This window comes from Pseudomonas sp. GW822-FHT02E03, from assembly GCF_058802325.1.
Genome location: NZ_JBXAOA010000003.1, coordinates 196,321 through 223,052 on the forward strand (window position 1 = coordinate 196,321; position 26,732 = coordinate 223,052).

Consider the following 26,732-nt stretch of genomic DNA (forward strand, 5'->3'; position numbering starts at 1 on the left):
CCAAGGAGAACGATCATTCTACTGTTAGCCACATGAACGAAATCACTAGCAACGACACACGCGACATCATTCTGGATGTCACCGAAAAGTTGATCTACAAAAGTGGCATCGCTGCCACCGGCATGGATCTTCTGGTGAAAACCGCCGGCGTCTCCAGAAAAAGTATTTACCGCTACTTCGCCAACAAGGAGGAGCTCACCGTCGCGGCCTTGCAACGCCGCGATGTGCGCTGGATGCATTGGTACCGAAGCGAAGTCGGCAAGGCCGAGAGCCCGGCCGACCGGCTGCTCAACCTGTTTACCGTGCTCAAGACCTGGTTCGCCTCCGAAGGCTTTCGCGGCTGCGCATTCATTAACACCAGCGGCGAAACCGGCGATGCGCAAGACCCGGTTCGCCTGGTCGCCAAAGACCACAAACAGAAACTGCTCGACTACGTGTGCGAGCTGTGTACCGAACATGGCGCAAAAGACCCGGAGACGCTGGCCAAACAGCTGCTGATCCTGATCGACGGTGCCATTACCGTTGCGCTTGTGATGGGTGATCACAGTGCCGCCGATAATGCGCAATGCATGGCGCGAAAGTTATTGGACCTGTAACACTTTTAATAAGCCCGACAACTTGCATGAACGTTAATTTGATAGGGAGACTTTATATGTCTACTGCCGAAGTTCGTCCGCCATTGCCGCCGTTTACCCGTGAATCGGCCATCGAAAAAGTTCGCCTGGCCGAAGATGGCTGGAACTCCCGCGACCCGGAACGGGTGTCTCTTGCCTACACCCTGGACACCCAGTGGCGTAACCGCGCCGAGTTCGCTCACAACCGCGAAGAAGCCAAAGGTTTTCTGACCCGTAAATGGGCCAAGGAATTGGACTATCGGCTGATCAAGGAACTCTGGGCCCATGGCGACAACCGTATCGCTGTACGTTATGCCTACGAATGGCATGACGATTCGGGTAACTGGTTCCGCTCCTACGGTAACGAGAACTGGGAGTTCGACGAGAACGGCATGATGTTCAACCGTTACGCCTGCATCAACGACATGCCGATCAAGGAAAGCGACCGCAAGTTCCACTGGCCGCTGGGCCGCCGGCCGGATGATCACCCGGGCTTGTCTGATCTGGGTCTATAACTTCACCGAGTTCCCATGTGGGAGCGGGCTTGCCCGCGATGGCGATGTCACAGACAACATTTTTGTTGAATGTGAAACCGTCATCGCGGGCAAGCCCGGCTCCCACAGGTTTTTTGGTGTTCACCAAGGATTCGGCGTACCAGAGGCAATTGGCTGATGTGTCGCCTGGGCTGACGTCTTCGCGGGCCAGACCGGTCGCCGCAGAGTCTGGATATGGGTAAGATACCGGCCTTCCCCGCAGCCCATCTTCTGCGCCCTGCCGAATAAGCCCATTCCATGCCTTTCGAACTCAGCGTTGACCTCACTACCCTGGCCGTTCTGGCTCTCGTCGCTTTCATCGCCGGTTTCATCGACGCCATCGCTGGCGGTGGCGGTCTATTGACCACCCCGGCGCTGCTGACCGCCGGCTTGCCGCCGCACTTGGTACTGGGCACCAACAAGCTCAGTTCGACCTTCGGCTCGGCCACCGCCAGTTTCACTTTCTACCGGCGCAAACTGTTTCATCCACGGCAATGGATGCACGCCATTGTCGGCACGCTGGTGGGCGCACTCACCGGTGCCGTGGTCGCTCATTACCTGCCGGCGGAATGGCTGAACAAGATGCTGCCGGTGATCGTTTTCGCCTGCGGTCTGTACCTGTTGTTCGGCGGCACACCAAAGGCGCCGCTGGACAGCGACGCACCGATCAAGAAGAAGTGGCAATCGACTCAAGGCTTCAGCCTCGGCTTCTACGACGGCGTGGCCGGTCCGGGAACGGGAGCGTTCTGGACCGTCAGCAGCCTGCTGCTCTACCCCATCGACCTGGTCAAGGCCAGCGGCGTGGCGCGCAGCATGAACTTCGTCAGCAACATCGCGGCGCTGTCGGTGTTCATATTTTCCGGCCAAGTGGACTGGATCATCGGCCTGAGCATGGGCCTGTCGGTGATGGTCGGCGCCTTCTTCGGCGCGCGCACCGCCATCAGCGGCGGTGCGAAATTCATTCGCCCGGTGTTCATCACCGTGGTGCTCGGCTTGACCGTCCGGTTAGCCTGGCAGCACTGGTTCAGCGTGGCCTAAGCGCCGCGCCACATAGACGTCGATCAGGTAACGGGCAATCGAGCGTGACGCCGGCAACGGCGGCAGCTCGTGCACGTTGAACCACTGGGCGTCTTCGATCTCGTCTTCCTGACAGACAATCTCGCCGCCGGCGTACTCGGCGTGAAAACCAAGCATCATCGAATGCGGGAACGGCCAGCACTGACTGCCCATGTACTGGATGTTCTTGACCTCGATCTGCACCTCTTCGCGGACCTCGCGAATCAGGCAGTCCTCGGCCGACTCACCCGGCTCGGCAAACCCCGCCAACGTACTGTAGACCCCGGCGACAAAACGCGGCGAACGAGCCAGCAGAACCTCGTCGCCACGGGTCACCAGCACGATCATGCTCGGTGAAATGCGCGGATAGTGGCGTATATCGCACGGCTCACAGTACATCGCCCGCTCACGCGGCACCTGGCTCATCACCTGCCCGCAATTGCCGCAAAAACGGTGTTCACGGGCCCAGGTGCCGATTTGCGCGGCGTAGCCGAGCACCTTGTAGACGGTGTGATCGCCCTCGAGCATGAACGCTCGCAGGCCTTTCCAGTTGCAGCCTGGCACATCGCTGTGACTGCGCAACTCCAGCAAGTAGACCGGTTCGCCATCCAGGTGACCGATGCCATGCTCGGCGAGAATCGACAGGTCCTGACGCTTGAGCCATTCGCGTGGAAACAGCGCGCCATTGTCATCGAACAAAAAGCCTTCGGGGCTGCGCGCCACGGCCCAGCCGCCGGGTTGATCGGTGTCCAGTACTGCGGTGGTCCAGCGTGAAGTCATGGTTAATCAATCCAGAAATTCGGGTTTCTGTTTGCTCATATGGGCGGCCATGGCCACGCGCAGATCGGTGGATTGCAGCATGGCGGCGTTCCAGGTGGCGACGTATTCGAGGCCGTCGTCGATGCGATGGTCGCGCATGTAGCTGATCATCTCTTTGGTACCGGTGACCGCAATCGGCGACTTGCCGGCGATCTCGCGGGCAATGCCCATCACGCCTTCAAGCAGGCTGGCGGCATCGCTGTAGACGCGATTGACCAGGCCGATGGACCGCGCTTCGTCGGCGCCAAAGGTGCGACCAGTGTAAGCCAGTTCACGCAGCATGCCGTCACCGATTATCCGTGGCAAGCGTTGCAAAGTGCCTACATCGGCTGCCATGCCGATGTCGATTTCCTTGATGGAAAATTGCGCGTCCTCGGCGGCGTAACGCATGTCGCAGGCCGAGATCAGGTCGATGGCGCCGCCCAGGCAATAACCCTGAATCGCCGCCAGTACAGGTTTGCGGCAGTTGTCGACGGCATTGAAGGACGCTTGCAGCGTGAGGATCGTTCGTCGTAGCAGCCGTGCATTGCGGCTGACGTCCTTGCCCAACTCATTGAGCATACCGGCCATCATCATCAGGTCGATGCCCGAAGAAAAATGCTTGCCGGCACCACTGAGCACCACCACCCGGACTTCATCGGTATCGTCGATCCACTGGAAAATCTCGATGATCTCGCTCCAGAACGCGGCGTTCATCGAATTGATCTTTTCCGGGCGATTGATCTGCACATGGGCGATGTTATCGGCCAATTCGACGCTGAAGGCGGTGTATTGAGACATGGCAGTGATCCTTTACCGGGCAGAATATGAGGCCCGAACTATAACAAGGCATCCGTGCCGGCAGTAAGGCAGCGGTTCGGCCAAATGCGGGACTACTCCGGGTTTTGTGGTGTCTGGACGGGCCTCTTCGCGGGCAAGCCTCGCTCCTACAGGGGAATGGTGTCGGATACATAACCCCGTAGGAGCGAGGCTTGCCCGCGAAGGCCACACCGCCGATCCAACTGCCCTTCACCGCCACAAACGCAGCCATTTCATGAACCCGACTTAGCGCACCAGCAAAGTTATCACTATGCTTGCACCGGACTTTCCAAGGAGGAATCCGCCCATGCCAATCTCTTCACGTGCAGCCTTGCTGGTTATCGACGTACAGAACGACTTCATTCCCGGTGGTCAACTGCCGGTGCCGGAGGGCGACCTGATCGTGCCCTTGATTAACCGACTCGGGCGCCAGTTCAAGCAGGTCATCATTGCCCAGGACTGGCACCCGCCCGGCCATGCCTCATTCGCTTCCAGCCACCCGGGGCGCAAACCTTACGATGTGATTCAGTTGCCTTATGGCGAGCAAACGCTCTGGCCTGAGCATTGCGTACGGGCTACATCCGGCGCCGAGTTCCACGGGGAACTGGACCTGCCCCACGCCCAACTGATCATCCGCAAGGGCTGCAATCCGGACATCGACAGCTATTCGGCGTTTCTGGAAGCGGATCGAACCACGACCACAGGCTTGGCCGGGTATCTTAAAGAGCGCGGCATCGACACGGTCTACATGGTCGGGCTGGCACTGGATTTCTGCGTGATGTTTTCTGCGCTGGACGCGCGGGCGGCGGGGTTCAATGCGTTTGTGGTGATGGATGCGTGTCGGGCGATTGATCTGGATGGATCGCTGGCGGCGGCAATTGACCGGATGCAGGTGGCTGGGGTCGGGTTGATTCCATCAACCGAAATACTCGGCACTTGCGGCTAGTGATGCCCCCTCGCCACAGTTGTAGCAGCTGCCGAGCCTGCGAGGCTGCGTTCGAGGACGAAGTCCTCGCAATCCCGGCGAACACGTTCTTCCTGAAAGAACCGGTTGCCTGATTCTACGACTGCTACGCAGCCGAACGCAGCCTCGCGAGCTCGGCAGCTGCTACGGTCGGATTTCGGCTTGGTTGACCAGCATCAGACCGGGGTCGGCAACCAAAGTCGAAACCGCGCTCCCCCCAGCGGCGAAGCTTGCGCGGTGAGTGTGCCGCCCTGCGCTTCCAGCGCCCGACGGCTGATTGCCAGGCCCAGACCAAACCCGCCTGTGGCGCGATCCCGGCTGCGGTCCAGCCGATAAAACGGCTCGAAAATCCGCTCCCGCTCTTCTTCCGGAATGCCGATGCCATCGTCATCCACCCAGATCTCACAGCCCTTGGGGCACACCTGCACGCCGATCTGAATCCGTTTTTCGCAGTACCGCATGGCGTTGCGCAGCAGGTTCTGGATCGCCCGGGCGGTCAGTCGCGGGTCCAGTGAGAAGCGTTCGAGCTGGCCGTTGAGCAGTACATCGATGACGATTTGCGGTGACTCAAGTTCTTCATCGACGCTGCCCAAAATGCTGTCGATGAACTCATCCAGCGACACATCGACCTGTTCCGGCAGCCGCCCCGGGTTTTGCAAACGGCTGTAAGACAGCAACTCCAGCACCAGCTCATCCAGTTCACGAATGTGCGCGACCAAGCCTTGCAGACGTTCGCGGCTGGTGGCCGGCAAGTCGTCCGACAGCGCCAGGGCCAGGCCGAAATCCAGCCGCGTCAGTGGCGTGCGCAACTCATGGGACACGGCGTTGAGCAGATCGCGCTGTTGGTTGAGCAAGTTTTCGATGTCGCCGGCCATGGTGTCGAAAACATTGGCCAGGCTGCCGATGTTGGAGCTGGGGGAAATCTGTGTGCGCTCGCTCAAGTGGCCCTTGCCGAAGCGTTCGGCGGTGCCTTTGAGGCGTTCCAGATCGCGCCAGTGCGGGCGCAACCACAGCAACAGACAGGCGAGCATGGTCGCGCCGATCAGCACGTTGATGCTCCAGTACAACCAACTGACGTCCGTCGGGTCCGGCGGCACGACCATCTTCACGACCAGTTGCTCGTTCAACGGCGCCACGGCCAAGGTGCGCCAGCCCCAATCGCCGATGCGCACGACGTTTTCCCCGCGCTGTAAGCGCGCACGTTCATCCAGAGTAAATTCGGCGTCATCGTTACGGGCCAGCACAATGTCCAGCGGCTGGAATTCCTTGTCCATCTCAGCTGCCAGCGCCGGCCACTGCTCTGACGGCACGGCGCGAAACTGTTTGGCAATCAGCGTTTGCAAGCCTCGGGAATAATCGAGGTTATAGGTCACGAAGCGCTCATGGAAAACCTGGATCACCAGGTCCGGCACTAGGTAGATCGCCGCGCTGAACGAGACGATAGTCACCAGATAGAGGCGAAACAGGATTCTGAACATCGACTCAGCATTCCCACTCGGAGCGGCTGAACAGGTAGCCCTTGCCCCACACGGTCTTGATCTTGCGTGCCTCGCCAGCATGGTCGTCGAACTTGCGCCGCAACTTGGAGATCGCGACGTCCACCGAGCGGTCGGTGCCGTTGAATTCGATACCGCGCAAACGTTGCAGAATCTGGTCGCGGCTCAGTACTTCGCCGGCATGCCGGGCCAGCACTACCAGCAGGTTGTATTCACCGCTGGACAGCTCGACCAGTTGCTCGCGCCAGGTCACGGTGCGCTCGGACAGGTCGATGCACAGGTTGCCCATGAGAATGCGATCGTTGGCGGTCATCGGTTCGCTGAGGCTGCTGCGGCGCAGCAAGGTGCGCACCCGGGCCAGCAAGACGCGTGGTTCGCAAGGTTTGGTGACGTAGTCGTCGGCCCCCATTTCCAGGCCCAACACTTGATCGTGGCTGTCGTCGCGGGCGGTGAGCATCAGGATCGGCAAAGTCGCCGAATCGGCTCGCAGCAAGCGGCAGACCTGCAAACCGTCGAGCCCCGGCAGCATCAGGTCGAGAATCACCAGGTCCGGAGGATTGAGCCGCGCCCGTTCGCGCACATGATCGCCACGGCTGATCACGCTGACGCAATAGCCGTTGCGTTCCAGGTAGCTGGCAATCAGTTCGGAGAGCGCGGAGTCGTCTTCGACCAGGAGGATGTTGGGCATGGGTGTTTCCAGAAAGTGCTGTGGTGACTGGCGAGGCCTCATCGCGGGCAAGCCCGCTCCCACAGGGATTTGATGTGGACACAGATTTTGTGTACATCCCCGACCACTGTGGGAGCGGGCTTGCCCGCGATAGCGGTACATCTGTCGCAATAAATTTCAAGGTGCCAAGGATATACGCCCTCACGCCCGCGCGAGCAAAACCCTTACACAATTTCACACAGCGCCTACAAAGCTTCACCGCTACCCTCGTCGGCCCCCCGTAGGATACGGGGGTCAATATTGGGGTATTTACATGTCAAAGAATCTGCTTGCCCGGCTCAGCCTGATTGCACTGGCATTGACGCTGAGTGCTTGTGATCAGTCCTCGACCGCCGAAGAACAGGCGCCGCTCGCCACCGTGCGGGTTGAAACCGTCGAAGCCCGGCCGCTGTCGATCAGCAGCGAGCTGAGCGGGCGGATTGTCGCGCCACGCATCGCCGAAGTGCGCGCCCGTGTGGCCGGCGTGGTGTTGCAGCAGGCCTTCCGTGAAGGCAGCGACGTAAAAAAAGGTGACGTTCTCTTCCGTATCGACCCGGCGCCGTTCAAGGCCGACCTGGACAGCGCCGAAGCCGCATTGCGCAAGGCCGAGGCCAATGCATTCCAGGCCAGATTGCAAGAACAGCGCTACGCCCAGTTGATCGAAGGCAACGCCATCAGCGGTCAGGATTATGACAACGCCCGGGCCAATGCCCGGCAGACCGCCGCCGATGTCGCCGCCAACAAAGCCGCCGTGGAGCGGGCGAAACTGAACCTGGGTTACGCCACCGTCACCGCGCCGATTTCCGGACGTATCGGCCGCGCACTGGTGACCGAAGGCGCGCTGGTCGGGCAGAACGAAACCACGCCGCTGGCACTGATTCAGCAGTTGAACCCGATCCACGCTGACCTGACGCAATCGACCCGTGAACTCAACGACCTGCGCCGCGCGTTCCGTTCCGGCCAGTTAAAGGAAGTGGGCCAGGGCCAGGCCAAAGCCACATTGATTCAGGACGACGGCAGCCTCTATCCGCTGCCGGGCAAGTTGCTGTTCACCGACATCACCGTCGACCCGGGCACTGGTCAGATCATTCTGCGCAGCGAATTCCCCAACCCGGACCTCGACTTGCTGCCGGGCAGCTTCGTTCGCGTGCGTCTGGAGCAAGCGTTCAATCAGCAAGGCATCAGCGTGCCGCAACGGGCCATCCAGCGTGACAGTGCCGGCATCGCCCAAGTGCTGGTGCTCGACGCCGAACAGCGCGTCGGCCAGCAACCGGTCGAACTGGGCGCGGTGCAGAACGATCGCTGGATCGTCACCAACGGTCTCAAGCCCGGCGACCGCATTGTCACTGAAGGCCTGCAACACGCGCGCCCCGGTGAAAAAGTCCAGATCGATGACACCCCTCTTCCACTTGCCCAGGTTTCTGGTCAGTAAGCAGGACGCTTTTTTATGCCGCAGTTCTTTATCGACCGCCCGGTGTTCGCCTGGGTGATCGCCTTGTTCATCCTGCTGGCCGGTGCATTGGCCATTGTGCAATTGCCGGTGGCGCAGTACCCGAACGTTGCGCCGCCGAAAGTCGAAATCTATGCCACCTACCCCGGCGCATCGGCGCAGACCGTGGACGAAAGCGTTGTCAGCCTGATTGAGGAAGAGCTCAACGGCGCCGACCATCTGCTGTATTTCGAATCCCAGAGCAGCCTCGGCAGCGCCACCATCACCGCGACTTTCCAACCAGGCACTGACCCGGAAATGGCGCAGGTCGACGTGCAAAACCGCCTCAAGGTGGTCGAGTCGCGCTTGCCGCAAGCGGTCACTCAGCAAGGCTTGCAGGTTGAGAAAGTCTCCGCCGGTTTCCTGTTGCTGATCACCCTCACCTCCAGTGACGGCAAGCTCGACGACGTAGCGCTCAGCGACTACCTGGCGCGCAACGTGATGAATGAGATCAAGCGTCTGGACGGCGTCGGCAAGGCCCAGTTGTACGGTGCCGAACGAGCGATGCGGATCTGGATCGACCCGCGCAAGTTGATCGGATTCAACCTGACCCCGGCCGACGTCAACGCCGCCATCGTTGCGCAAAATGCCCAGGTTTCCGCGGGCAGCATCGGCGACTTGCCGACCCGCACCACCCAGGAAATCACTGCGACTATTCTGGTCAAAGGCCAGCTGTCGACACCTGAAGAATTCGCCGACATTGTCCTGAAGGCCGACCCTGACGGCTCCACGGTGCGCATCGGCGATGTGGCGCGGGTCGAGATCGGCAGTCAGGAATATCAATTCTCCACGCGCCTGAACGGCAAACCGTCGACCGCCGTCAGCGTGCAACTGTCGCCAGGCGCCAATGCCCTGAGCACCGCGACGCTGGTGCGGGCGAAGATGGATGAACTGGCGCGCTACTTCCCGGCCGGCGTTGAATACAAGATTCCGTACGACACCTCGCCCTTCGTCAAAGTCTCGATTACCAAGGTGGTCTACACCCTCATCGAGGCAATGGTGCTGGTGTTTGCGGTGATGTTCCTGTTCCTGCAAAACATCCGCTACACGCTGATCCCGACCCTGGTGGTGCCGGTGGCGCTGATGGGCACTTTCGCGACCATGCTCGCACTGGGCTTCTCGATCAACGTGCTGACCATGTTCGGCATGGTGCTGGCCATCGGCATTCTGGTGGACGACGCGATTGTGGTGGTGGAGAACGTCGAACGGATCATGGCCACCGAAGGCCTGTCGCCCAAGGAAGCGACGCGCAAGGCGATGAAACAGATCACCGGAGCGATCATCGGCATTACCCTGGTGCTGGTGGCGGTGTTTATTCCGATGGCGTTCATGCAGGGCTCGGTCGGGGTAATTTACCAACAGTTCTCGCTGTCGATGGCCACGTCGATCCTGTTCTCGGCATTCCTCGCCCTGACCTTGACTCCGGCCCTTTGCGCGACCCTGCTCAAGCCGATTGCCAAGGGCGAACATCACGCCAAGGGCGGCTTCTTCGGCTGGTTCAACCGGCGCTTCGAACAACTGACCGAGCGTTATCAGGGCTGGGTCGCCTATGCACTGAAACGCACCGGGCGTTACCTGTTGATCTACGGCGTGCTGCTGATCGGTCTGGGGCTGTGCTTCAGTCGTCTGCCCTCCTCGTTCCTGCCGGTGGAAGACCAGGGTTACACCATCACCGACATCCAGCTTCCACCGGGCGCGAGCAAGAATCGCACGGTGCAGGTGGTCGAGCAGATCGAAGCGCACAACGCCACCGAACCGGGCGTCGGCGACAGCACGGTGATTCTCGGCTTCAGCTTCTCCGGCAGCGGGCAGAACGCCGCACTGGCGTTTACCACGCTCAAGGATTGGTCGGATCGGGGCAGCGACGACTCGGCGAGTTCGATTGCCGACCGCGCCAACATCGCGCTCAGTCAGATCAAGGATGCCATGGCCTTTGCGGTCCTGCCGCCGCCGGTCGATGGCCTCGGCACTTCCAGCGGTTTCGAGTTCCGCCTGCAAGACCGTGGCGGCCTCGGCCATGCCACGCTGATGCAGGCGCGCAGCCAATTGCTGGCCGCCGCCGAGAAGAGTCCGGTCTTGATGAACGTGCGCGAAAGCGCCCTGGCCGAAGCGCCGCAGGTGCAACTGGAAGTCGACCGCAAGCAAGCCAACGCCTTGGGCATTTCGTTTGCCGACATCGGCAACGTGCTGTCCACCGCCGTCGGGTCGGCCTACATCAACGACTTTCCCAATCAGGGACGGATGCAGCGAGTGGTGGTCCAGGCTGAAGGCGATCAGCGCAGTCAGGTCGACGACCTGCTGAAGATTCACGTACGTAACAACGGCGAGAACATGGTGCCGTTGTCGGCTTTCGTTCGGGCCAACTGGACCCAGGGACCGGCGCAATTAACCCGTTACAACGGCTACCCGGCCATCAGCATTTCCGGCGAACCGGCACCCGGCTACAGCACCGGCGAAGCCATGGCGGAAATCGAACGGCTGGTGGCGCAAGGGCCGGCGGGATTAGGGCAAGAATGGACCGGGCTGTCGTTGCAGGAACGTTTGTCCGGCAGCCAGGCCCCCATTCTGCTCGGGCTGTCGCTGCTGATCGTGTTCCTGTGCCTGGCGGCGCTGTACGAGAGTTGGTCGATTCCAACCTCGGTGCTGCTGGTGGTGCCGCTGGGTGTGCTCGGTGCGGTACTGGCCGTGACGTTGCGCGGGATGCCCAACGATGTGTTCTTCAAGGTCGGGCTGATCACCATCATTGGCCTCTCGGCGAAGAACGCGATCCTGATCATCGAATTCGCCAAGAGCCTGTACGACGAAGGTCACGACCTGATCGACGCCACCCTGCAAGCAGCGCGCCTGCGCCTACGGCCGATTGTCATGACGTCACTGGCATTCATCCTTGGCGTGGTGCCATTGGCGATCGCCACCGGGGCCAGCTCGGCGAGCCAGCAAGCCATCGGCACCGGGGTGATTGGCGGGATGATCACCGCGACTTTGGCGGTGGTGTTTGTACCGGTGTTTTTTGTAGTGGTGATGAAACTGGTGCGCAAACGGCACAAACGCATCTAAACCCAACATTAATCCCTGTGGGAGCGGGCTTGCTCGCGAAAGGGCCGTCACATTCAACATTGATGTTGGCTGACACGCCGCCTTCGCGAGCAAGCCCGCTCCCACATTCGACCCCATTGGACTCAGCTTTGTGGTCACAACGGATTGCGCTGGGCTAAGGTGTTTAGACACCCAGGCCCATCGAGTTCCCATGCCCCTACTCGCCCGCACCCACCCTCGCTTGTCCGCCGCTGCCACACTCGGCATCGCGGTAGGCATTCTGGCCCCCGCCGACTCGATCATCAGCAAAATCCTCATCGGCTGGAACACCGGGGTCTGGACCTATCTGGTGCTGATGCTCTGGCTCACCATGCGGGCCAAGGCCCCGGATGTGAAACGCATTGCCGAGGTCGAAGATGAAAATGCCGGTCTGGTATTGCTGCTGGTATGCATCGCGGCGCTGGCCAGCCTCGGCACCATCACCTTCGAACTCGCCGGCAGCCGGGATCTGGAAACCACCCGCAAACTGCTGCGCTACGGTTTTACCGCGCTGACAGTAATCGGCTCATGGCTGCTGATCGGGGTGATCTTCAGCGTGCACTATGCAAGGTTGTATTACACCTGGAACGGCAAGGAGCCGGCGCTGCGTTTTGCCGAAAATTTGAAAACCCCCGATTATTGGGATTTTCTTTACTTCTCATTCACCATCGGTGTGGCGGTACAGACCGCAGATGTGGGCGTCGCTACGCGGGATCTGCGCAAGATCGTGCTGGCGCAGTCGTTGATCGGGTTTGTGTTCAATACAGCGATTTTGGGGTTCTCGATCAATATTGCCGCGGGGTTGTTCGGCTGATCGCTTCACAAACGTTCCAGCCACAAACCCATCAGACAGATACAAAAATGCCCCGACACTGTAGGGGCATTTTTATAAGTCATTTCATTGAAAAAGCTTTATCAGAAGAAATAGCTCACTCTTACGCTACCGCTCCAATCCTGACTGACCGTCGTGCCTTTGCTGCCACCCACCTGACCGGAAACCTGCCAGTTACGTTGAGCCGGGGTCCACTTCAAGCCCGCTCCATACTCGATGGAGCTACTGGCGCGGTCATCATCGAAACTGTCGTCATTGATCTTGACCTCATTGTTTTTCACAAACTCGTGATTGACCGCTGTCATCAGGCTCGGCTCCAGCAAGCTGCCGTTGTCGAGGATGATGACACGCCCACCGCGAACACCGACCTTGCCCTGCACTGAACGCATGGTGTCGCTTTTCACTTCCAGGCCATTGTCGAGCCGGTACTTGTCGCTTTGAATGACGCCGGTCGATACTTGTACTTGAGGTTCGACGAAGTAGTCGTCCTTCAAGCGAATATGCTTGCCGATGGCTACCGACCCACTGGCGCCCAAGGTCTTGTAATCACCCTTGGCCCGTGTACCGTCACTCATGGTGACTTTTGCCTTGTTATCGAACTGATTGATCTTGGCCATGACATTGACGAACACGCCGCTTTCAACATCGAATGTGCTGCCGTAAACACCGGCATTCACACTGTCGACAGTGGCGCTGGAGCCGTACTTGAGATCCATTTTGGTGTGGCTGGTCCCGACGAATCCACCCAACACCCACGACCTGCCGCCCAGGTCCACTGTTGTGTCGGCACCACCGGTGATACCGGTCTGATTTTGGGTGTACCCATCACCGTAGGCGTTATCGACGTTGTACTGGTTGCCGTAAGTGCGAACCCAGACACTGTTGCTGAGTTTTACCGAACTGTCGTCCATCGAGCGCATCGCTGCCTCGGGTCGGACGCTCAGACTACGATCGCCCAATTGATCGCTAAGCATGGCCGCTTCAGCATTCAGCACGCTGCGTGCGCTGCCTGCCAACGCCAGTGCGGTATTGGTTGAGGTGCTGACCGTTTCTTTGTCTGGATTCAAGTACAAACCCTGGCCTTCCTTGGCCAATCGGTACACAAACGTACCTGCGTCCACGGTTTCACGACCGCCCAGCGAGAAGCTCGCATCGCCAGCGGCGATATTACCGACCTTCACCGCCTCGGCAGTTACCGGATTGGTACCCGTTGCGGAAATTTGCAGTTGATGTTGTCCGCTGGCATTGCCAGTCACGTTGAGGAAGTCGGTGTTGCCGTTGCCCAGGTCGGTGCCCATTACAAAGGTACCGTTACCGGAAAGATCGCCCACATTCAGTTGCTGGAACTGTTCGTTGGTGCCCATTTGAACCACGCCGCCATTCAGGGCAAGACGCTGCACGTTGCTGTCTGCGGTCATCACCCATTGGGCTGCGTTGTTGATATTCAGGTTGCCTGAATTGTTGATTTGACCGGTCAGCACCGAGCCGTTGTCCAGCAGCACGCTGCCATTGGTGTCGGTGATCACGTCACCGGTCATGCTGCTGCCATTATTCAACGAAAGGCTGGAGACATTTTCGACATTGCCATTGATGGCAGAGCCGTTGGCCAGGCTGACCGTGGCCGCCGTTCCCGCGACCGCTTGTACATTACCGTTCAAGGTACTACCGGTGTCGAATCCGGACTGGGTGACGTTCTGCAGATTGCCGTTAAGCGTGGCAGCGTTCTGCATCAGCAGTGCAACTGTGCTGCCGGTCTCGGCAACCACATCGCCGGTCAAGGTACTGCCGTTGACATTGAAGTTGGCGGTGGACCGGTTGATCGCTTGCAACACCGAGCCATTGCCGCCGACCAGTTCGGAATTGCCGTTGACATTGATGGTGGCGACAGTCCCGGCACTGCCGGAAGATCCGAGTACGATGGCCGACCCGGTTCCGCCTGTAACGCGGGTATTGTTGAGCGTCACAGTGCTGGCGTTGACACCTACCGTGTCGGTCATAATTTGCAGGCCGTCTTGTGCGCCGGTAATCGTGCTGCCCGTCGCTGAAAGTGTTGCGCCGCCCAGTTGCACGCCGTAGCTGTTCGCCCCTGTGCCTTGAATAATCGAGTCCTCGACATTCAACACCGCGAAACCCACGGCATTCGCCCCCCCGACAAGACCGGTGATGGTGCTTCGCCCCTTGACCGTCGCGCTCGAGGACGCCGGTGTATTGACATTACGTCCCAGCAAAAGACCAAAACTGTTGGTACTGGTGATGCTCGAGTTGTCGATAGTGGCGCTGCTGTCGATCAATTGCATGGCCCCCCGGCCCGTTGCGCTATTGACCGTAGCCCGGGACAGGTTAAGCGCGGACGTGTTGGCATCAATTCGCTGGCTCTGGCCGCCGTTGAAAACGACAGCGGCATTTTGTGAGCTGATGGTCAGCGTATTCGCGTTATTGATGGTCAGTGTTCCGCCTTGGGACACCCCCCATGCTTCCGGTGCAGGTGGATTGGTGACCACTGCGCTTTCGCCTGGCAATAGGGTTCGACTGTATGCCTCGGGAGCTGTGATCAATGTCGCCGCCATCATCAATCTGATGGAGTTCGGGTATTTGCAAAGAGAATAAATGGACATGGGTAGTTCCTAAAACCTGCACAATTACAGAAGATGTTTTTTGGCAGTGCTGAAACTCCACCCAAAAAACGTCCGACAGCCTAATGAGAAAGCTGAATGCTTGATGTAGGAATAATCCTTATATGCACAGCGAATTATCTTTCCAGAGTGCAGACATCTTCGACGCCCCTCCTTTCAAACGGTAAAAAATCGCGAGAGAGACAATCAACTCCCCCTCGCGACACGGATAGAACCTATGACATTAATTACGCTCCTGGAGCAGCTGCCCGATCGCAATACTCGAAGCTGGTATTGATTGTATCCAACCGCTTGACGACCGGAACTGACGATTGTTGGCCATTGATATCAGTTGTATACCAGTACTTGCCATAGGCAACTGCACCTCGTATCGGTTGTGCTGCCTTGAAGTTCGCAGGCCCACCTACTGGTGCAACGTCAGGCGTAGCGGGGTCTTTAATAGTATAAGGCGCCGAGGCCGCCGTACCCGGAATCAAATCTGTACCCGCGGCATTTCTATGAGCTTCAAAATGCGCCGTGATAGCTTTTCCCTGCGGTAACAGCGGACCCTTCGGAATCTGCAACCCCAGTACGTAACCGCTGGTAGGACTGGTCATCGCATAGCACTCAATGAAGTCGCGAATTGCCTGATTGCGGATTCTAATCGTCGGCAGCGGCAAGTTGATCGGAATTCCGCCTACCAGTACCGCCTGCGGAAAGGATTTATTGACGTTTTTATCAACCCCTGATTTCTGAATCGTCCACCGAGCTTCAACGCTGGGAGTAGGTAATGCGGCGATAACGCTTGCCGGGATCGGAACCTCAAACTCTGTCACAGGCCCGAACGGAGTAAAGTCTGCAAACGGTGTTGTAGCGTTATTCAGGTAACATTTGACTGTGTGTTCCGGAGTAATGTCTGGATCTGTAAGAGCAAGCGTCACTTTGAATTTACCCGGTTTGTCGCGGTCACCGGGCAGCAGGCTGTTCGGAGTGTTGGAGGCGCCCGTAACAACCGGTAGTTGCATATCCCGGTTTTCCAGATCAGGGGGAACTGGAAGTGGCGTACCAACGATATCGAATGCCAGCGAAATAATTCTGGAGGGTGAAGTAGCTGCTGTGGTGCCAGTGCGCTCTATTCGATATCGAATCCAAGCGTCTTTCGGTTCATCGGCGTCGCCAAATATTTTCGCAAGATCCTCATAGGGAAGATCAAAAGTCAAATCAGCGTTAGCCCAAGGTTGTGGGCCAATTTCGACAAGGTTTGCTGCGTCCTCGGGATCTTCAACTTCGATATAAACTTTATCTCCCGTCTCCGCGTGTTCGATATAGGCATTTTCGACAATGGCCGTGATCCCGCTAACAAAATCATCCAGGTAAAGCGCTGTGCTGTAATCCGGATCGGTTTTTGGCACCAAAGGTGCTTTTTTGGCCAATGGCGGTTGCGCGAGTGCCAGTATCAGAACGGGAGTTGGTGCAGACTCCTCGCCTATGTTTCCGACATGGTCTGCCCACTGATAAGAAATATTGATGCGTCCATTCGGAAATTGTCGAAGCACACTACTAGGAAAAGAGAATGCACCGCTAGCAGGGACGACAGCGTTCCAAACTCGAACTTTTTGTGCGCCGGCCAAAAGCCAGGCGCTGAGTGGGTCATCAGCACGACGCAGATTATAGGTGACACCCACCGTAAAGTTAGCAATTGGGTTCGCTGTCATCCAGGTCTCATTGACAGTTCGCTGTGTATCTACGGGCTGATTGATAAACGATGGCGCCGGCGTCGGTTTTACGAGTTTGGGAGGGTTCTTTTCATTGACCGGCGCGGTTCTGTCGATTACAAACTCCAAAGTATTGGAGTCCTCGTTGTTACCGCCACCGCCTTTGAAAAGCTGGATCATCAGCTCATAAACAGTCGGGGCCTCTGGTGTAGGCAACTCCGGAAACAGGCTTGCGGGCAAGGGCAATGGAATAGTGCCCACGGGCCGATCAGCAACCGGGCCAAGTTTGATAGTTTTATCATAGTCCGTGAAAGTCCCCCCTTTCACCCTGTACTTAACATCGACTTCATCTTCATCCAGCTCATCAGGCGTACGAGTAAGATTGATAGTAAGGGTGCCGGAATCCAGTACACTTTTTGCGATATAACCATCCGTCAATGTATCAACCGAAATATCCGCAAAAGGGCCTACCCCTGAGGTACGAGTAGAAGCGGGTCTTTGTTTTTTGTCTACCAATTCAACTGCCATTGTCGTCTCTCCTTGCGTATTTAGGCCGGAAGGGCCAATTTCACCGGGTGTTACTCTGTCAATTTTCACCAATCCTTTTTTTGATTCCGCAATAGGTTTCCTGCCCCTGAATAATTCGCAATCTACAACGGCCGAGTCGTCATCAAATAACAAGCTTATGTGTGACCGAAATGGCACTACAAGATCAAATCCGTTTGCTATATCTGCTGCGGAGAGTATTTTTTCCCAAACACCGTAAGTCCCCGGCACTTCTGGTCCACTGCCGTTGAGACTGCTGTATCCCCGCCAGTGGATTTTTGCAACATCGCCGGGCTCAGCGATGTTTATAAAATCGGGAATTACAACCGTGGCGCCACTTGTCAGAGGAGGATTCGTATTGTTATTCAGATAACCCCAACGGTTGGCATGCCGAAACCAGGGTTCTGCCGAAGTTAAAAGTGGCGTGTGATCGATGGTCAGTTGTCTTTCCGGTGAAGGGTCATCGGTACCGCCCGAACCTTTCCAGATTTTGTAATACAGGAATGCGATGCCGTCAGTTGCCAAGTCTTGCGCCGTCAAATCGAAATACAAGAAAGGGACGGTCAGAGGCGTTGGATAAAATTCCGTGTAGAGCCTGCGTTCCACGCCGTTCTGACGCAATACCACCCACAATTCATCGTTTGGTACCGGATCAATCCAATATGGAATAACGATACGAGTCCCGCTAATCAGAAGCTTGCGTGGGATATGCCCATCCGGATCCTCGTCAGCGACGCCCTCCACTGAAAGCGGCTTTGCCAATACACCAGCATTTCGTGGCTGATTAAATGTCATCGAGGTCATTTTTCTATCACCGACTCATACGGAACATTCGAAAGGCTTTGTCTTTTTGTTTACTGTCCAGGCGAGGAAATTAGGCGCTTCAACGTGGCCATTTCCAACTGTCAGATCTGACAGGTTTTGCTACCGTCTGTCGGATACAGCGACTTTTTACCCGACTGCCGGAAGCATCTTCACTTGACGTGACCAAAGAGACTGGTGTTATCTGAAACCGGTTTCAGACAACAAGAAGACTCAGACTGTGAACGATTTCTCCGCCGCCCAACGCAGCCGCGTGACCATGCTCGACGTCGCCGAACATGCAGGCGTGTCCAAAGCCAGCGTCTCGCGCTTCATCGGCGATGACCGCGCCCTGCTCTCCGATGCCATCGCCCTGCGCATCGAGCAGGCGATCAGCGAATTAGGCTATCGCCCAAACCAGATGGCCCGCGGCCTGAAACGTGGGCGCACTCGTCTGATCGGCATGCTGGTGGCCGATATCCGTAACCCTTATTCGATTGCCGTGATGCACGGGGTGGAAACCGCTTGCCGTCAGCACGGCTACAGCCTGGTGGTGTGCAACACCGATCGCGATGATGAGCAAGAGCGTCAACACCTGGCGTTGCTGCGCTCGTACAACATCGAAGGCTTGATCGTGAACACCCTCGGTCATCACCGCGATGAGCTGCGCGAACTGCATCAGGAAATGCCCATGGTGCTGGTGGATCGCAAGGTCGATCAGCTCGAGAGCGATCTGGTGGGGCTGGATAATCCGGCCGCTGTCGAGATGGCCGTTGCCCACCTTGAAGAACGCGGTTATCGCGATGTGCTGATGGTCACCGAGCCGTATGACGGCACCAGTTCGCGGATCGAGCGGGTCAGCAGTTTCAAGGCACAGATCGAGCGGCGTCCGAAGCTCTCGGGCGCGGTGGTTGAAACCGGCGGCGATCTGACCGCTCATTTGAAAAACTTTCTGCAAACGCCTGGCCCTGGCCCGAAAGCGCTGTTTTGCGCCAACGGTATCGCCGCGCTCGCCAGTACTCATTCGTTGCGTGAGTTGAAGTGCAACCTGTTTGAGGATGTCGGCCTGATTGCACTTGATGATCTGGATTGGTATCCGCTGGTGGGGAGCGGGATTACCGCCCTCGCCCAGCCGACGGCGGAGATGGGTGCGAGTGCGTTCGAGTGTTTGCTCAAGCGACTGCGTGGGGATGACGGGCCGGTGCGGAACCTGGATTTTCCGGCGCGGTTGATTGTTCGGGGGTCGACCCTGGGGAATCTTCGGTGAATATTCGGGCCCCATCGCGGGCAAGCCCGCTCCCACAGGGATCTGTGGTGTTCACAAAACCTGTAGGAGCGAGGATTGCCCGCGAAGAGGCCACAAAGACCACCCCACAGCTCACATCGATATTTTTTTGACCAAAAATGAAACCGGTTTCAGAGGTGAATAACAATGAACAAACCACCCGTTTCCATCAGCCTGTCCAGCTACGGCGCCGACCTCGTCCGCCAACGTGGCCAAGGCAGTTTTGTCGAGGTGCTGTCCGCTGCCGGCGCCACGCACATTGAATGGCGCGAAGAGCTGCTGACACTCGAAGACCCCACGCAATTGGCCAGCGCCACGCAATCCCGGGGTCTGGAAAGTGTGTATTCCTCACCGATGGAATTGTGGTTGGCCGGGCAGTCGACCCCCAATCCTGAACTGCTCCCGACCCTGAAGCGTGCCAAGGCATTCGGCGCCCAATGGCTGAAAGTCTCCCTGGGCTATTTCACCGACAACAACGATCTGCAAACGCTGGTGCTTGCGTTGCAACAGAGCCCGGTGCAGCTGCTGGTGGAAAACGACCAGACCTTGCACGGCGGCCGAATCGAACCCTTCCAGCGTTTCTTCGCCGAAGTGGAGCAGCACAACCTGCCGATCAAAATGACCTTCGACATTGGTAACTGGCAATGGCAGGACCAGTCCGCCGCCAGTGCCGCGCGGTTGCTCGGCCGACACGTCGGTTACGTGCACTGCAAAGCGGTGGCGCGCCGGGCCGACGGCAAGTTGGTGGCGGTGCCACCGGCCGCCAGCGACCTGCATCTGTGGGGGCAACTGCTGCGGCACATGCCCCAGGGCGTGATGCGCGCGGCGGAGTATCCACTGCAAGGCGATGACCTGGTGCAGTTGACCTCCGAGCATGTGGCCGTCCTCGCCCGCCTCGGTCAACCCCGCCAGGAGCCTGCTCATGTCTGAGATCGATATTCTGTCGTTCGGTGAAACCATGGCGATGTTCGTCGCCGAGCAGAACGGTGAACTGGCTGACGTCGACCACTTCCACAAGCGCATTGCCGGGGCCGACAGTAATGTCGCCATTGGCTTGTCGCGGTTGGGGTTTAACGTCGCCTGGCTGAGCCGGGTGGGTGCTGACTCTTTGGGTCGGTTCGTGATCGATACGCTGGAAAAACAAGGCCTGGATTGCAGCCATGTCGACATCGACCCGGCGCACCCCACCGGGTTTCAACTCAAGTCCCGCACTGACGATGGCAGCGATCCGGCTGTCGAGTACTTCCGTCGTGGCTCGGCCGCCAGTCATTTGTCGGTGCAATCCATTGCCCCGCAACTGCTCGAGGCTCGGCACTTGCACGCCACGGGCATCCCCCCGGCGCTGTCGGCAGCGGCCCGGGAAATGTCTTTCGAGCTGATGACCCGCATGCGTAATGCCGGGCGCAGCGTGTCGTTTGACCCCAACCTGCGCCCGAGTCTGTGGACCAGCGAGCAACAGATGATCCGCGAGATCAACCGTCTGGCCGCCCTCGCCCATTGGGTGCTGCCGGGTTTGAGCGAAGGGCGTTTGCTGACCGGTTTCGAAGACCCCGCCGACATCGCGGCGTTTTATCTCGACCAGGGCGCTGAAGCCGTAGCGATCAAGCTCGGGCCGGCCGGTGCGTATTACCGAACCCATCTGGATGAAGGTTTCGTTGCAGGCGTGCCGGTGGAAACGGTGGTCGATACGGTCGGTGCCGGTGACGGGTTTGCCGTCGGCCTGATCAGCGCCTTGCTGGAAAACCACAGCGTTGCCCAAGCGGTGCAGCGTGCCAACTGGATCGGTAGCCGCGCGGTGCAGAGCCGTGGGGATATGGAGGGGTTGCCCACTCGGCTCGAAATGTTCGCCGAGTTTGAGGGCGCCATCGCGGGCAAGCCCGCTCCCACAGGGATTCGCGCAAATCCTGTGGGAGAGGGCTTGCCCGCGATGAGGCCCGCATAGTCACTGAAGATTCAAAACCGTTACCTGCTGCGACAAAAACAACAAGCTCAGGAGCATCACTATGAAAACCGCAACACTGGCCACCCGCCGCTGGTGGTACATCATGCCGATCGTGTTCATCACCTACAGCCTGGCGTATCTGGACCGCGCCAACTATGGGTTCGCCGCCGCCTCCGGAATGGCGGCGGACCTGATGATTACCCCCGGGTTGTCGTCCCTGCTCGGCGCGCTGTTCTTCCTTGGTTATTTCTTCTTCCAGATTCCGGGCGCGATCTACGCCCAGAAGCACAGCGTCAAGAAGCTGATTTTCGTCAGCCTTATCCTCTGGGGTGGCCTGGCAACCTTGACCGGGATCGTCTCCAACGCCTACTGGCTGATCGTGATTCGCTTCATGCTCGGGGTGGTCGAAGCCGCGGTGATGCCGGCGATGCTGGTGTACCTGTGCCACTGGTTCACCCGTGCCGAACGTTCGCGCGCCAACACTTTCCTGATCCTCGGCAACCCAGTGACCATGCTCTGGATGTCGGTGGTGTCGGGCTACCTGATCGAGCATTTCAGCTGGCGCTGGATGTTCATTATCGAAGGCTTGCCGGCGGTGCTGTGGGCGTTTATCTGGTGGCGGCTGGCCGATGACCGTCCGGCTCAGGCCAAGTGGCTGAGCGACCAGGAAAAGCAGGATCTGGAAAGCGCCCTGGCCGCCGAACAGGTCGGCATCAAAGCGGTGAAAAACTACGCCGAAGCCTTCCGCTCGCCAAAAGTGATCATCCTCGCCTTGCAGTTTTTCTGCTGGAGCATCGGCGTCTACGGTTTCGTGCTGTGGCTGCCGTCGATCCTCAAGGCTGGGGCGAAAATGGACATGATCGAAGCCGGTTGGCTGTCGGCGTTGCCCTACCTGGCCGCAGTGATCGCCATGCTGCTGGTGTCCTGGGGCTCGGACAAACTGCAAAAACGCAAACGCTTCGTGTGGCCACCGCTGTTGATCGCCTCGATTGCGTTCTATGGCTCGTACGCCTTGGGTGCTGAACATTTCTGGTGGTCCTACACGCTGCTGGTGATTGCCGGCGCCTGCATGTACGCCCCGTACGGGCCGTTTTTCGCCATCGTCCCGGAGATTCTTCCGGCCAACGTTGCAGGCGGAGCCATGGCATTGATCAACAGCATGGGCGCGCTCGGCTCGTTTGGCGGCTCTTATCTGGTCGGTTATCTGAACAGCTCCACCGGATCGCCCGGTGCCTCTTATCTGCTGATGAGCGGCGCGTTGCTGCTGTCGGTGGTGCTGACGATTTTCCTCAAGCCCGGCGCCAGTGACCGGATCGCTGTGCCCCGGCCGATGGCGGCTCATTCTTGATTTGATATAGAGATGACAACGATGAAAAAGCAGGTTGTGCTGTACAAGAAACTCTCGCCGTTGCTGATGGCTCGCTTGCATGAGCAGACCGAAGTGACGCTGATCGACAGCCTCGACGCCGAGGGCTTGGCGCAACTGCGCCGGGCCCTGCCCCGTGCCCAAGGATTGCTCGGCGCCAGTCTCAAACTGGACGCCGGGTTACTGGATCTGGCGCCGAACCTGGAAGCCATTGCCAGCGTGTCCGTCGGCGTCGACAACTACGACATCGATTACCTGACCGAGCGGCGGATCCTGCTCAGCAATACCCCTGACGTGTTGACCGAAACTACTGCCGACACCGGTTTCGCGCTGATCCTGGCCACCGCCCGACGCGTGGTGGAGCTGGCTAACATGGTTCGCGCCGGCCAGTGGAACCGAAACATTGGCCCGACGCATTTCGGCAGCGATGTACACGGCAAGACGCTGGGCATTATTGGCATGGGGCGGATCGGTGAGGCACTGGCGCAACGTGGGCATTTCGGTTTTGGCATGCCGGTTGTGTATCACAGCCATTCGCCGAAACCGGCGGTGGAGCAGCGATTCAATGCGCAATACCGCAGCTTGAGCGATCTGCTGCAGCAGGCCGATTTCGTTTGCCTGACGTTGCCGTTGACCGCTGCAACCGAAGGGTTGATCGGTGCTGAACAGTTCGCCCTGATGCGCCCCGAAACGATCTTCATCAACATTTCCCGGGGCAAGGTGGTGGATGAGCCGGCGCTGATCGAGGCGCTGCGGCACAAGCGGATTCGCGCGGCAGGGCTGGATGTGTTTGAGCGTGAGCCGCTGGGCAATGACTCGCCGTTATTGCAGTTGAACAACGTGGTGGCGACGCCGCACATCGGGTCGGCGACGCATGAGACCCGGGAGGCGATGGCCCGTTGTGCAGTGGATAATCTGTTGGCGGCTTTGGCTGGGGAGCGGCCGGCTAATCTGGTGAATGCCGGGGCGTGGGGCGGTCAGGAAGAGCCGAAGCCCGTTCTCACGACAGGCGGCATACAACCCGGTTAACCATCGCTTAACCCCATGGTCCAAAACTTTACTGGACCGCACGCCCTCAGCTCCTCTGACGCCCAGTGCGGCAGGTTCGACGTTCTTCAGTCGAACTGATTTCCCCTCTGCACTGGAGATTCACCATGAACACGCGAACACTGCTGATAACCACCGCCCTCGCCTGCACCGCGTTCGCCGGGCTTGCTCAGGCCAACGAAACGTCGTCCTCCCAGGCCGTGCCTTATCACTACGGCATGCAACTGCGGGTGGCCAAGGTCATTTCCCTGACTGAACCGCAAACGCAGGACTGCCAAGTGGTGACGGCCAACATGAAGTACATCGACAAGTCGGGTAAGCCTGCGCAGATTACGTACCAAAAACTGTCTGAGGCGTGTAGCTATCAGAACTGACAGTAGGCCTGTGAGGGTTCTGGCGCTAAGCTCTGGCGCTTCCCTCACTGCCGCAGGATTCGCCATGCAGTTCTCGTTTCGCACGCTGTCGACGTTCACCGCCGCACTTTGTTTTCTGCTGGCGCTGGTCTGGGGTTTGATGCCGCAAGGGTTGCTGGCGATCTGGAGTATCGAGTACTCGTCCGCGGCGGGCTTTATCGCCAGGCGCAGTGCAGTGCTGTTCGGCGCATTGGGGGTGATGTTTTATCTGGTGCGGCAGGCCCCGCCCTCGGCAGCGCGAAGCGCGATGTGCAGCGGTTTTATGGTGGGGTGTTTCGGTTTGGCGGCACTGGGCTTCGGCGAATGGCTCAATGGACATGCCGGGCCGGGCATTTTGCTGGCGATCCTGGTTGAGTTTGCACTGGGTCTGGGGTTTATCCAGACCCGGCGCGTGTCGGTCGAAATGGGTGAAGCGGCCGGTTAATGGGCTTTTGACGTCGGGTGCAACAGCTCACTGTGCCTGTTGTGCTCAAGGTCGGTGCGTAACTCGGCGATCAGATTATTGATTTCCCGGCACCCGTTGAGGCGATGGGCGTCTATGCCGGTGACGAACAGGTCGAGATGGTCAGTCTCGACGTCCGAATACACCTTGACGGTCATCGACAGGTCCGGCGACAGCGTGCATTGGCAGCGTTTCGGGAGAAAACTGCTTTCAACGATATTGCGTAGTTCCAAGGCAGAAAGAAACATGGCCACCCTCTCGGTATTGTGAGATTGCCAATCAAAAATCAATGTCGGTCGGAGCTCAAATCGCCCGTTGTTTGTCTTCCTTGGGGAACCTCATTGTTCCAACGTCCCAACCGTCTTCTTGTTTCAGCGCTGACTCAGTAACGATCGTGGTCAGCTCAAGACAGCTTCAGCATAAAACATGCCCGAGATTTCGCCCTGCGCCTCGTCGGCAAATCAAGGGTTTGGGAGAAATGGCAACACTTCGCGTCATGCAAAATGCAAGAAAGGTCTGTTTCAAGACCTGCATTTTGCAAACGCCCCGATGGCGGGTTTGCATTGGCTGAGGACGGCAGTGAGAATGCGGCCCATCCCTTCAGTATCCGCTGACCCCACACACACGCAAGGAGGCATCATGGGTGCTTTGCCGCTTAACACGACCGTCGGGCTGATAGTTGCCATTTTGTCGTCCGTAGCCCACGCCGCAACCCTCGAAGACGTCGCGCCGTATCCCAAGCCTGAGAGCGGTTTTACCCGCCAGGTCATTCACCTCGCCCCGCAACAACAGGAAGACGGTTATCAGGTCGAAATTCTTGCCGGCAAGATCCTGACCGTGGACTGCAACCGTCAGCGCTTGGGCGGCACGCTTGAAGAAAAGAACCTTGAGGGCTGGGGTTACCCGTTTTACCGGCTGGAGAAAGTCACCGGCCCAATGAGCACGCTAATGGCCTGCCCGGATGGCAAGCGCAAAAAGGACTTCGTACCGGTGGTCGGTGACGGTTTCAGGCTGCGTTACAACAGCAAGCTGCCAATCGTGCTCTACGTGCCCAAGGATGTCGAAGTGCGCTACCGGATCTGGTCGGCGTCGAGTCATGTCGAGAAAGCCGTTCAGGAATAATCGGACCAGCCCTCACGCCAACACGCCGCTCAACGCGGCGCGCTCGGCCACATGCCGCAAACTGTCGAAATTGATGTTCGCTCCGGAATCGATGGCCACCAGGGTTTGCCCTCGCGCGCCGGTTCGCGCCACGTACTGCTTGATCCCGGCCACGGCCAGGGCGCCGGAAGGTTCGGTGATCGAGCGGGTATCGTCGTAGATGTTCTTGATCGCGGCGCAGAGTTCGTCGTTGCTGACGGTCAGTACCTCATCGACGCAAAACCGGCAGATCTCGAAACCATAGGCGCCGATCTGAGCGACGGCCACGCCATCGGCGAAGGTGCCGACGGTTGGCAGCACCACCCGTTCGCCGGCCCGCAATGCGGCCTGCAAGCAAGCGGAATGTTCCGACTCGACGCCGATGATGCGGATTTCAGGGCGCAGGTATTTGGCGTACGCGGCGATGCCGGCGATCAAGCCACCGCCGCCCACCGGAACGAAGATCGCGTCCAGCGGCCCCTGGTGCTGGCGCAGGATTTCCATGGCGACGGTGCCCTGCCCCGCGATCACGTCCGGGTCGTCGAAGGGCGAGACAAAGGTGCGACCGGTTTGCTGCGCCAGGCTCAGCGCGTATTCCAGGGCAAACGGAAAACTCTCGCCGTGCAGCAGCGCTTCGGCGCCTCGACTGCGAACCCCGTGTACCTTCAATTCTGGCGTCGTGCAGGGCATGACGATGGTTGCGCCGATCCCCAGCTCGCGGGCCGCCAACGCTACGCCTTGGGCATGATTGCCCGCCGAGGCCGTGATTACGCCACGGGCCTTGTGTTCATCGCTCAGGTTCACCAGTTTGTTGTAGGCGCCACGGATCTTGAAAGAAAAGGTCGGTTGCAAGTCTTCGCGCTTGAGCAGGATCTGATTGCCCAACGCCTCAGACAAGGCTGGTGCCGCTTGCAACGGTGTGCGCACGGCGAGTTCGTAAACCGGCGCGGCAAGGATTTTTTTCACGTAGTGCTCAAGCAAACTCTGCTGGGCGGGGGTACTGTTCATGGTCGTCTCCTTGGTATCCGGGTTTACGCGGTC

The 26,732-nt window shown here is 58.6% G+C and carries 22 protein-coding genes and 1 pseudogene; 15 read left to right on the top strand and 8 right to left on the bottom strand.

The features are described from left to right. Window positions 1–32: 32 nt before the first annotated feature. From AC1RQB_RS03975 to AC1RQB_RS03985, 3 genes are all read left to right on the top strand, one after another. Window positions 33–596 (top strand): TetR/AcrR family transcriptional regulator, encoded by a 564-nt coding sequence (locus AC1RQB_RS03975; protein ID WP_063343588.1) that lies wholly within the window; start codon window positions 33–35, stop codon window positions 594–596. 56 nt (window positions 597–652) lie between these two features. Beyond that, window positions 653–1,129, top strand: coding sequence for a nuclear transport factor 2 family protein (locus tag AC1RQB_RS03980; protein WP_063343587.1), 477 nt, complete (start codon window positions 653–655; stop codon window positions 1,127–1,129). A gap of 276 nt (window positions 1,130–1,405) precedes the next feature. After that, window positions 1,406–2,185 (top strand): TSUP family transporter, encoded by a 780-nt coding sequence (locus AC1RQB_RS03985; protein WP_008067915.1) that lies wholly within the window; start codon window positions 1,406–1,408, stop codon window positions 2,183–2,185. Here AC1RQB_RS03985 and nudC read toward each other — a convergent pair. Continuing rightward, entirely contained in the window at window positions 2,153–2,983 is an 831-nt protein-coding gene (gene nudC / locus AC1RQB_RS03990; RefSeq protein ID WP_063343586.1) for an NAD(+) diphosphatase, read from the bottom strand. The two genes, AC1RQB_RS03985 and nudC, sit on opposite strands and share 33 nt — an antisense overlap. 6 nt (window positions 2,984–2,989) lie before the next feature. Then, a complete protein-coding gene (locus AC1RQB_RS03995; protein WP_008067918.1) occupies window positions 2,990–3,802 on the bottom strand; it encodes a crotonase/enoyl-CoA hydratase family protein in 813 nt (270 codons plus the stop codon). A 325-nt stretch (window positions 3,803–4,127) separates the two neighbouring features. Between AC1RQB_RS03995 and pncA the strand changes: the two genes are divergently transcribed. Continuing rightward, complete coding sequence (gene pncA / locus AC1RQB_RS04000) at window positions 4,128–4,766, top strand: bifunctional nicotinamidase/pyrazinamidase (protein WP_063343585.1); 639 nt, start codon at window positions 4,128–4,130, stop codon at window positions 4,764–4,766. Between the two features lie 194 nt (window positions 4,767–4,960). Here pncA and AC1RQB_RS04005 read toward each other — a convergent pair whose 3' ends face one another. Continuing rightward, window positions 4,961–6,262, bottom strand: coding sequence for an ATP-binding protein (locus AC1RQB_RS04005; RefSeq protein ID WP_008067920.1), 1,302 nt, complete (start codon window positions 6,260–6,262; stop codon window positions 4,961–4,963). Between the two features lie 4 nt (window positions 6,263–6,266). Continuing rightward, on the bottom strand, window positions 6,267–6,968 hold the full coding sequence (locus AC1RQB_RS04010; protein ID WP_007900125.1) for a response regulator: 702 nt from the start codon (window positions 6,966–6,968) through the stop codon (window positions 6,267–6,269). Window positions 6,969–7,260: 292 nt separating this feature from the next. Between AC1RQB_RS04010 and AC1RQB_RS04015 the strand changes: the two genes are divergently transcribed. From AC1RQB_RS04015 to AC1RQB_RS04025, 3 genes are all read left to right on the top strand, one after another. Then, window positions 7,261–8,418, top strand: a complete 1,158-nt coding sequence (locus AC1RQB_RS04015; protein WP_032830177.1) for an efflux RND transporter periplasmic adaptor subunit — start codon at window positions 7,261–7,263, stop codon at window positions 8,416–8,418. A 15-nt stretch (window positions 8,419–8,433) separates the two neighbouring features. Continuing rightward, window positions 8,434–11,532: a multidrug efflux RND transporter permease subunit gene (locus AC1RQB_RS04020; protein WP_063343584.1), complete on the top strand. Its 3,099-nt coding sequence runs from the start codon at window positions 8,434–8,436 to the stop codon at window positions 11,530–11,532. Between the two features lie 190 nt (window positions 11,533–11,722). Beyond that, window positions 11,723–12,364, top strand: coding sequence for a DUF1345 domain-containing protein (locus tag AC1RQB_RS04025; protein WP_063343583.1), 642 nt, complete (start codon window positions 11,723–11,725; stop codon window positions 12,362–12,364). 101 nt (window positions 12,365–12,465) lie between these two features. Here AC1RQB_RS04025 and AC1RQB_RS04030 read toward each other — a convergent pair whose 3' ends face one another. Together AC1RQB_RS04030 and AC1RQB_RS04035 are read right to left on the bottom strand one after the other, a co-directional pair. Further along, window positions 12,466–14,997 carry an autotransporter outer membrane beta-barrel domain-containing protein gene (locus tag AC1RQB_RS04030; RefSeq protein WP_241824488.1) on the bottom strand — a complete coding sequence of 844 codons (2,532 nt, stop codon included), beginning with the start codon at window positions 14,995–14,997 and terminating at the stop codon, window positions 12,466–12,468. Window positions 14,998–15,242: 245 nt separating this feature from the next. After that, window positions 15,243–18,059, bottom strand: a complete 2,817-nt coding sequence (locus tag AC1RQB_RS04035) for a hypothetical protein (RefSeq protein ID WP_198537220.1) — start codon at window positions 18,057–18,059, stop codon at window positions 15,243–15,245. Window positions 18,060–18,297: 238 nt separating this feature from the next. Between AC1RQB_RS04035 and AC1RQB_RS04040 the strand changes: the two genes are divergently transcribed. The 7 genes from AC1RQB_RS04040 to AC1RQB_RS04070 all read left to right on the top strand — a co-directional run bounded on the left by AC1RQB_RS04040 (window position 18,298) and on the right by AC1RQB_RS04070 (window position 24,533). After that, entirely contained in the window at window positions 18,298–19,323 is a 1,026-nt protein-coding gene (locus AC1RQB_RS04040; protein ID WP_063343580.1) for a LacI family DNA-binding transcriptional regulator, read from the top strand. Window positions 19,324–19,488: 165 nt separating this feature from the next. Next, on the top strand, window positions 19,489–20,271 hold the full coding sequence (locus tag AC1RQB_RS04045) for a sugar phosphate isomerase/epimerase family protein (RefSeq protein ID WP_063343579.1): 783 nt from the start codon (window positions 19,489–19,491) through the stop codon (window positions 20,269–20,271). After that, window positions 20,264–21,283 carry a sugar kinase gene (locus tag AC1RQB_RS04050; RefSeq protein ID WP_063343578.1) on the top strand — a complete coding sequence of 340 codons (1,020 nt, stop codon included), beginning with the start codon at window positions 20,264–20,266 and terminating at the stop codon, window positions 21,281–21,283. Before AC1RQB_RS04045 ends, AC1RQB_RS04050 begins: the two co-directional genes overlap by 8 nt. Before the next feature lie 61 nt (window positions 21,284–21,344). Beyond that, entirely contained in the window at window positions 21,345–22,631 is a 1,287-nt protein-coding gene (locus tag AC1RQB_RS04055) for an MFS transporter (RefSeq protein ID WP_008069418.1), read from the top strand. A gap of 21 nt (window positions 22,632–22,652) precedes the next feature. Further along, a complete protein-coding gene (locus tag AC1RQB_RS04060; protein WP_063343577.1) occupies window positions 22,653–23,678 on the top strand; it encodes a 2-hydroxyacid dehydrogenase in 1,026 nt (341 codons plus the stop codon). 125 nt (window positions 23,679–23,803) lie between these two features. Continuing rightward, window positions 23,804–24,070 (top strand): DUF2790 domain-containing protein, encoded by a 267-nt coding sequence (locus AC1RQB_RS04065; RefSeq protein WP_063343576.1) that lies wholly within the window; start codon window positions 23,804–23,806, stop codon window positions 24,068–24,070. 64 nt (window positions 24,071–24,134) lie between these two features. Further along, window positions 24,135–24,533, top strand: coding sequence for a hypothetical protein (locus AC1RQB_RS04070; RefSeq protein WP_063343575.1), 399 nt, complete (start codon window positions 24,135–24,137; stop codon window positions 24,531–24,533). On the opposite strand, the gene AC1RQB_RS04075 is transcribed toward AC1RQB_RS04070, so the two are convergent. Beyond that, the gene (locus AC1RQB_RS04075) at window positions 24,530–24,799 is read right to left on the bottom strand and encodes a DUF1652 domain-containing protein (protein WP_063343574.1); all 270 of its coding nucleotides are present in this window, start codon (window positions 24,797–24,799) and stop codon (window positions 24,530–24,532) included. The genes AC1RQB_RS04070 and AC1RQB_RS04075 overlap by 4 nt on opposite strands. A gap of 391 nt (window positions 24,800–25,190) precedes the next feature. On the opposite strand from AC1RQB_RS04075, the gene eco reads away from it, so the two are divergent. Beyond that, on the top strand, window positions 25,191–25,673 hold the full coding sequence (eco, locus tag AC1RQB_RS04080; RefSeq protein WP_063343573.1) for a serine protease inhibitor ecotin: 483 nt from the start codon (window positions 25,191–25,193) through the stop codon (window positions 25,671–25,673). 30 nt (window positions 25,674–25,703) lie between these two features. On the opposite strand, the pseudogene ilvA reads toward eco, so the two are convergent. Then, a pseudogene (gene ilvA, locus AC1RQB_RS04085) lies at window positions 25,704–26,699 on the bottom strand (threonine ammonia-lyase, biosynthetic); the annotation flags it as partial. Window positions 26,700–26,732 lie beyond the last annotated feature (33 nt).

What these genes read in the sequence shown, in the direction of transcription:
- AC1RQB_RS03975 (WP_063343588.1), top strand. Translation starts at nt 33, where the DNA reads ATGAACGAAATCACTAGCAACGACACACGCGACATCATTCTGGATGTC.
- AC1RQB_RS03980 (WP_063343587.1), top strand. Translation starts at nt 653, where the DNA reads ATGTCTACTGCCGAAGTTCGTCCGCCATTGCCGCCGTTTACCCGTGAA.
- AC1RQB_RS03985 (WP_008067915.1), top strand. Translation starts at nt 1,406, where the DNA reads ATGCCTTTCGAACTCAGCGTTGACCTCACTACCCTGGCCGTTCTGGCT.
- nudC (WP_063343586.1), bottom strand. Translation starts at nt 2,983, where the DNA reads ATGACTTCACGCTGGACCACCGCAGTACTGGACACCGATCAACCCGGC.
- AC1RQB_RS03995 (WP_008067918.1), bottom strand. Translation starts at nt 3,802, where the DNA reads ATGTCTCAATACACCGCCTTCAGCGTCGAATTGGCCGATAACATCGCC.
- pncA (WP_063343585.1), top strand. Translation starts at nt 4,128, where the DNA reads ATGCCAATCTCTTCACGTGCAGCCTTGCTGGTTATCGACGTACAGAAC.
- AC1RQB_RS04005 (WP_008067920.1), bottom strand. Translation starts at nt 6,262, where the DNA reads ATGTTCAGAATCCTGTTTCGCCTCTATCTGGTGACTATCGTCTCGTTC.
- AC1RQB_RS04010 (WP_007900125.1), bottom strand. Translation starts at nt 6,968, where the DNA reads ATGCCCAACATCCTCCTGGTCGAAGACGACTCCGCGCTCTCCGAACTG.
- AC1RQB_RS04015 (WP_032830177.1), top strand. Translation starts at nt 7,261, where the DNA reads ATGTCAAAGAATCTGCTTGCCCGGCTCAGCCTGATTGCACTGGCATTG.
- AC1RQB_RS04020 (WP_063343584.1), top strand. Translation starts at nt 8,434, where the DNA reads ATGCCGCAGTTCTTTATCGACCGCCCGGTGTTCGCCTGGGTGATCGCC.
- AC1RQB_RS04025 (WP_063343583.1), top strand. Translation starts at nt 11,723, where the DNA reads ATGCCCCTACTCGCCCGCACCCACCCTCGCTTGTCCGCCGCTGCCACA.
- AC1RQB_RS04030 (WP_241824488.1), bottom strand. Translation starts at nt 14,997, where the DNA reads ATGTCCATTTATTCTCTTTGCAAATACCCGAACTCCATCAGATTGATG.
- AC1RQB_RS04035 (WP_198537220.1), bottom strand. Translation starts at nt 18,059, where the DNA reads ATGACCTCGATGACATTTAATCAGCCACGAAATGCTGGTGTATTGGCA.
- AC1RQB_RS04045 (WP_063343579.1), top strand. Translation starts at nt 19,489, where the DNA reads ATGAACAAACCACCCGTTTCCATCAGCCTGTCCAGCTACGGCGCCGAC.
- AC1RQB_RS04050 (WP_063343578.1), top strand. Translation starts at nt 20,264, where the DNA reads ATGTCTGAGATCGATATTCTGTCGTTCGGTGAAACCATGGCGATGTTC.
- AC1RQB_RS04055 (WP_008069418.1), top strand. Translation starts at nt 21,345, where the DNA reads ATGAAAACCGCAACACTGGCCACCCGCCGCTGGTGGTACATCATGCCG.
- AC1RQB_RS04060 (WP_063343577.1), top strand. Translation starts at nt 22,653, where the DNA reads ATGAAAAAGCAGGTTGTGCTGTACAAGAAACTCTCGCCGTTGCTGATG.
- AC1RQB_RS04065 (WP_063343576.1), top strand. Translation starts at nt 23,804, where the DNA reads ATGAACACGCGAACACTGCTGATAACCACCGCCCTCGCCTGCACCGCG.
- AC1RQB_RS04070 (WP_063343575.1), top strand. Translation starts at nt 24,135, where the DNA reads ATGCAGTTCTCGTTTCGCACGCTGTCGACGTTCACCGCCGCACTTTGT.
- AC1RQB_RS04075 (WP_063343574.1), bottom strand. Translation starts at nt 24,799, where the DNA reads ATGTTTCTTTCTGCCTTGGAACTACGCAATATCGTTGAAAGCAGTTTT.
- eco (WP_063343573.1), top strand. Translation starts at nt 25,191, where the DNA reads ATGGGTGCTTTGCCGCTTAACACGACCGTCGGGCTGATAGTTGCCATT.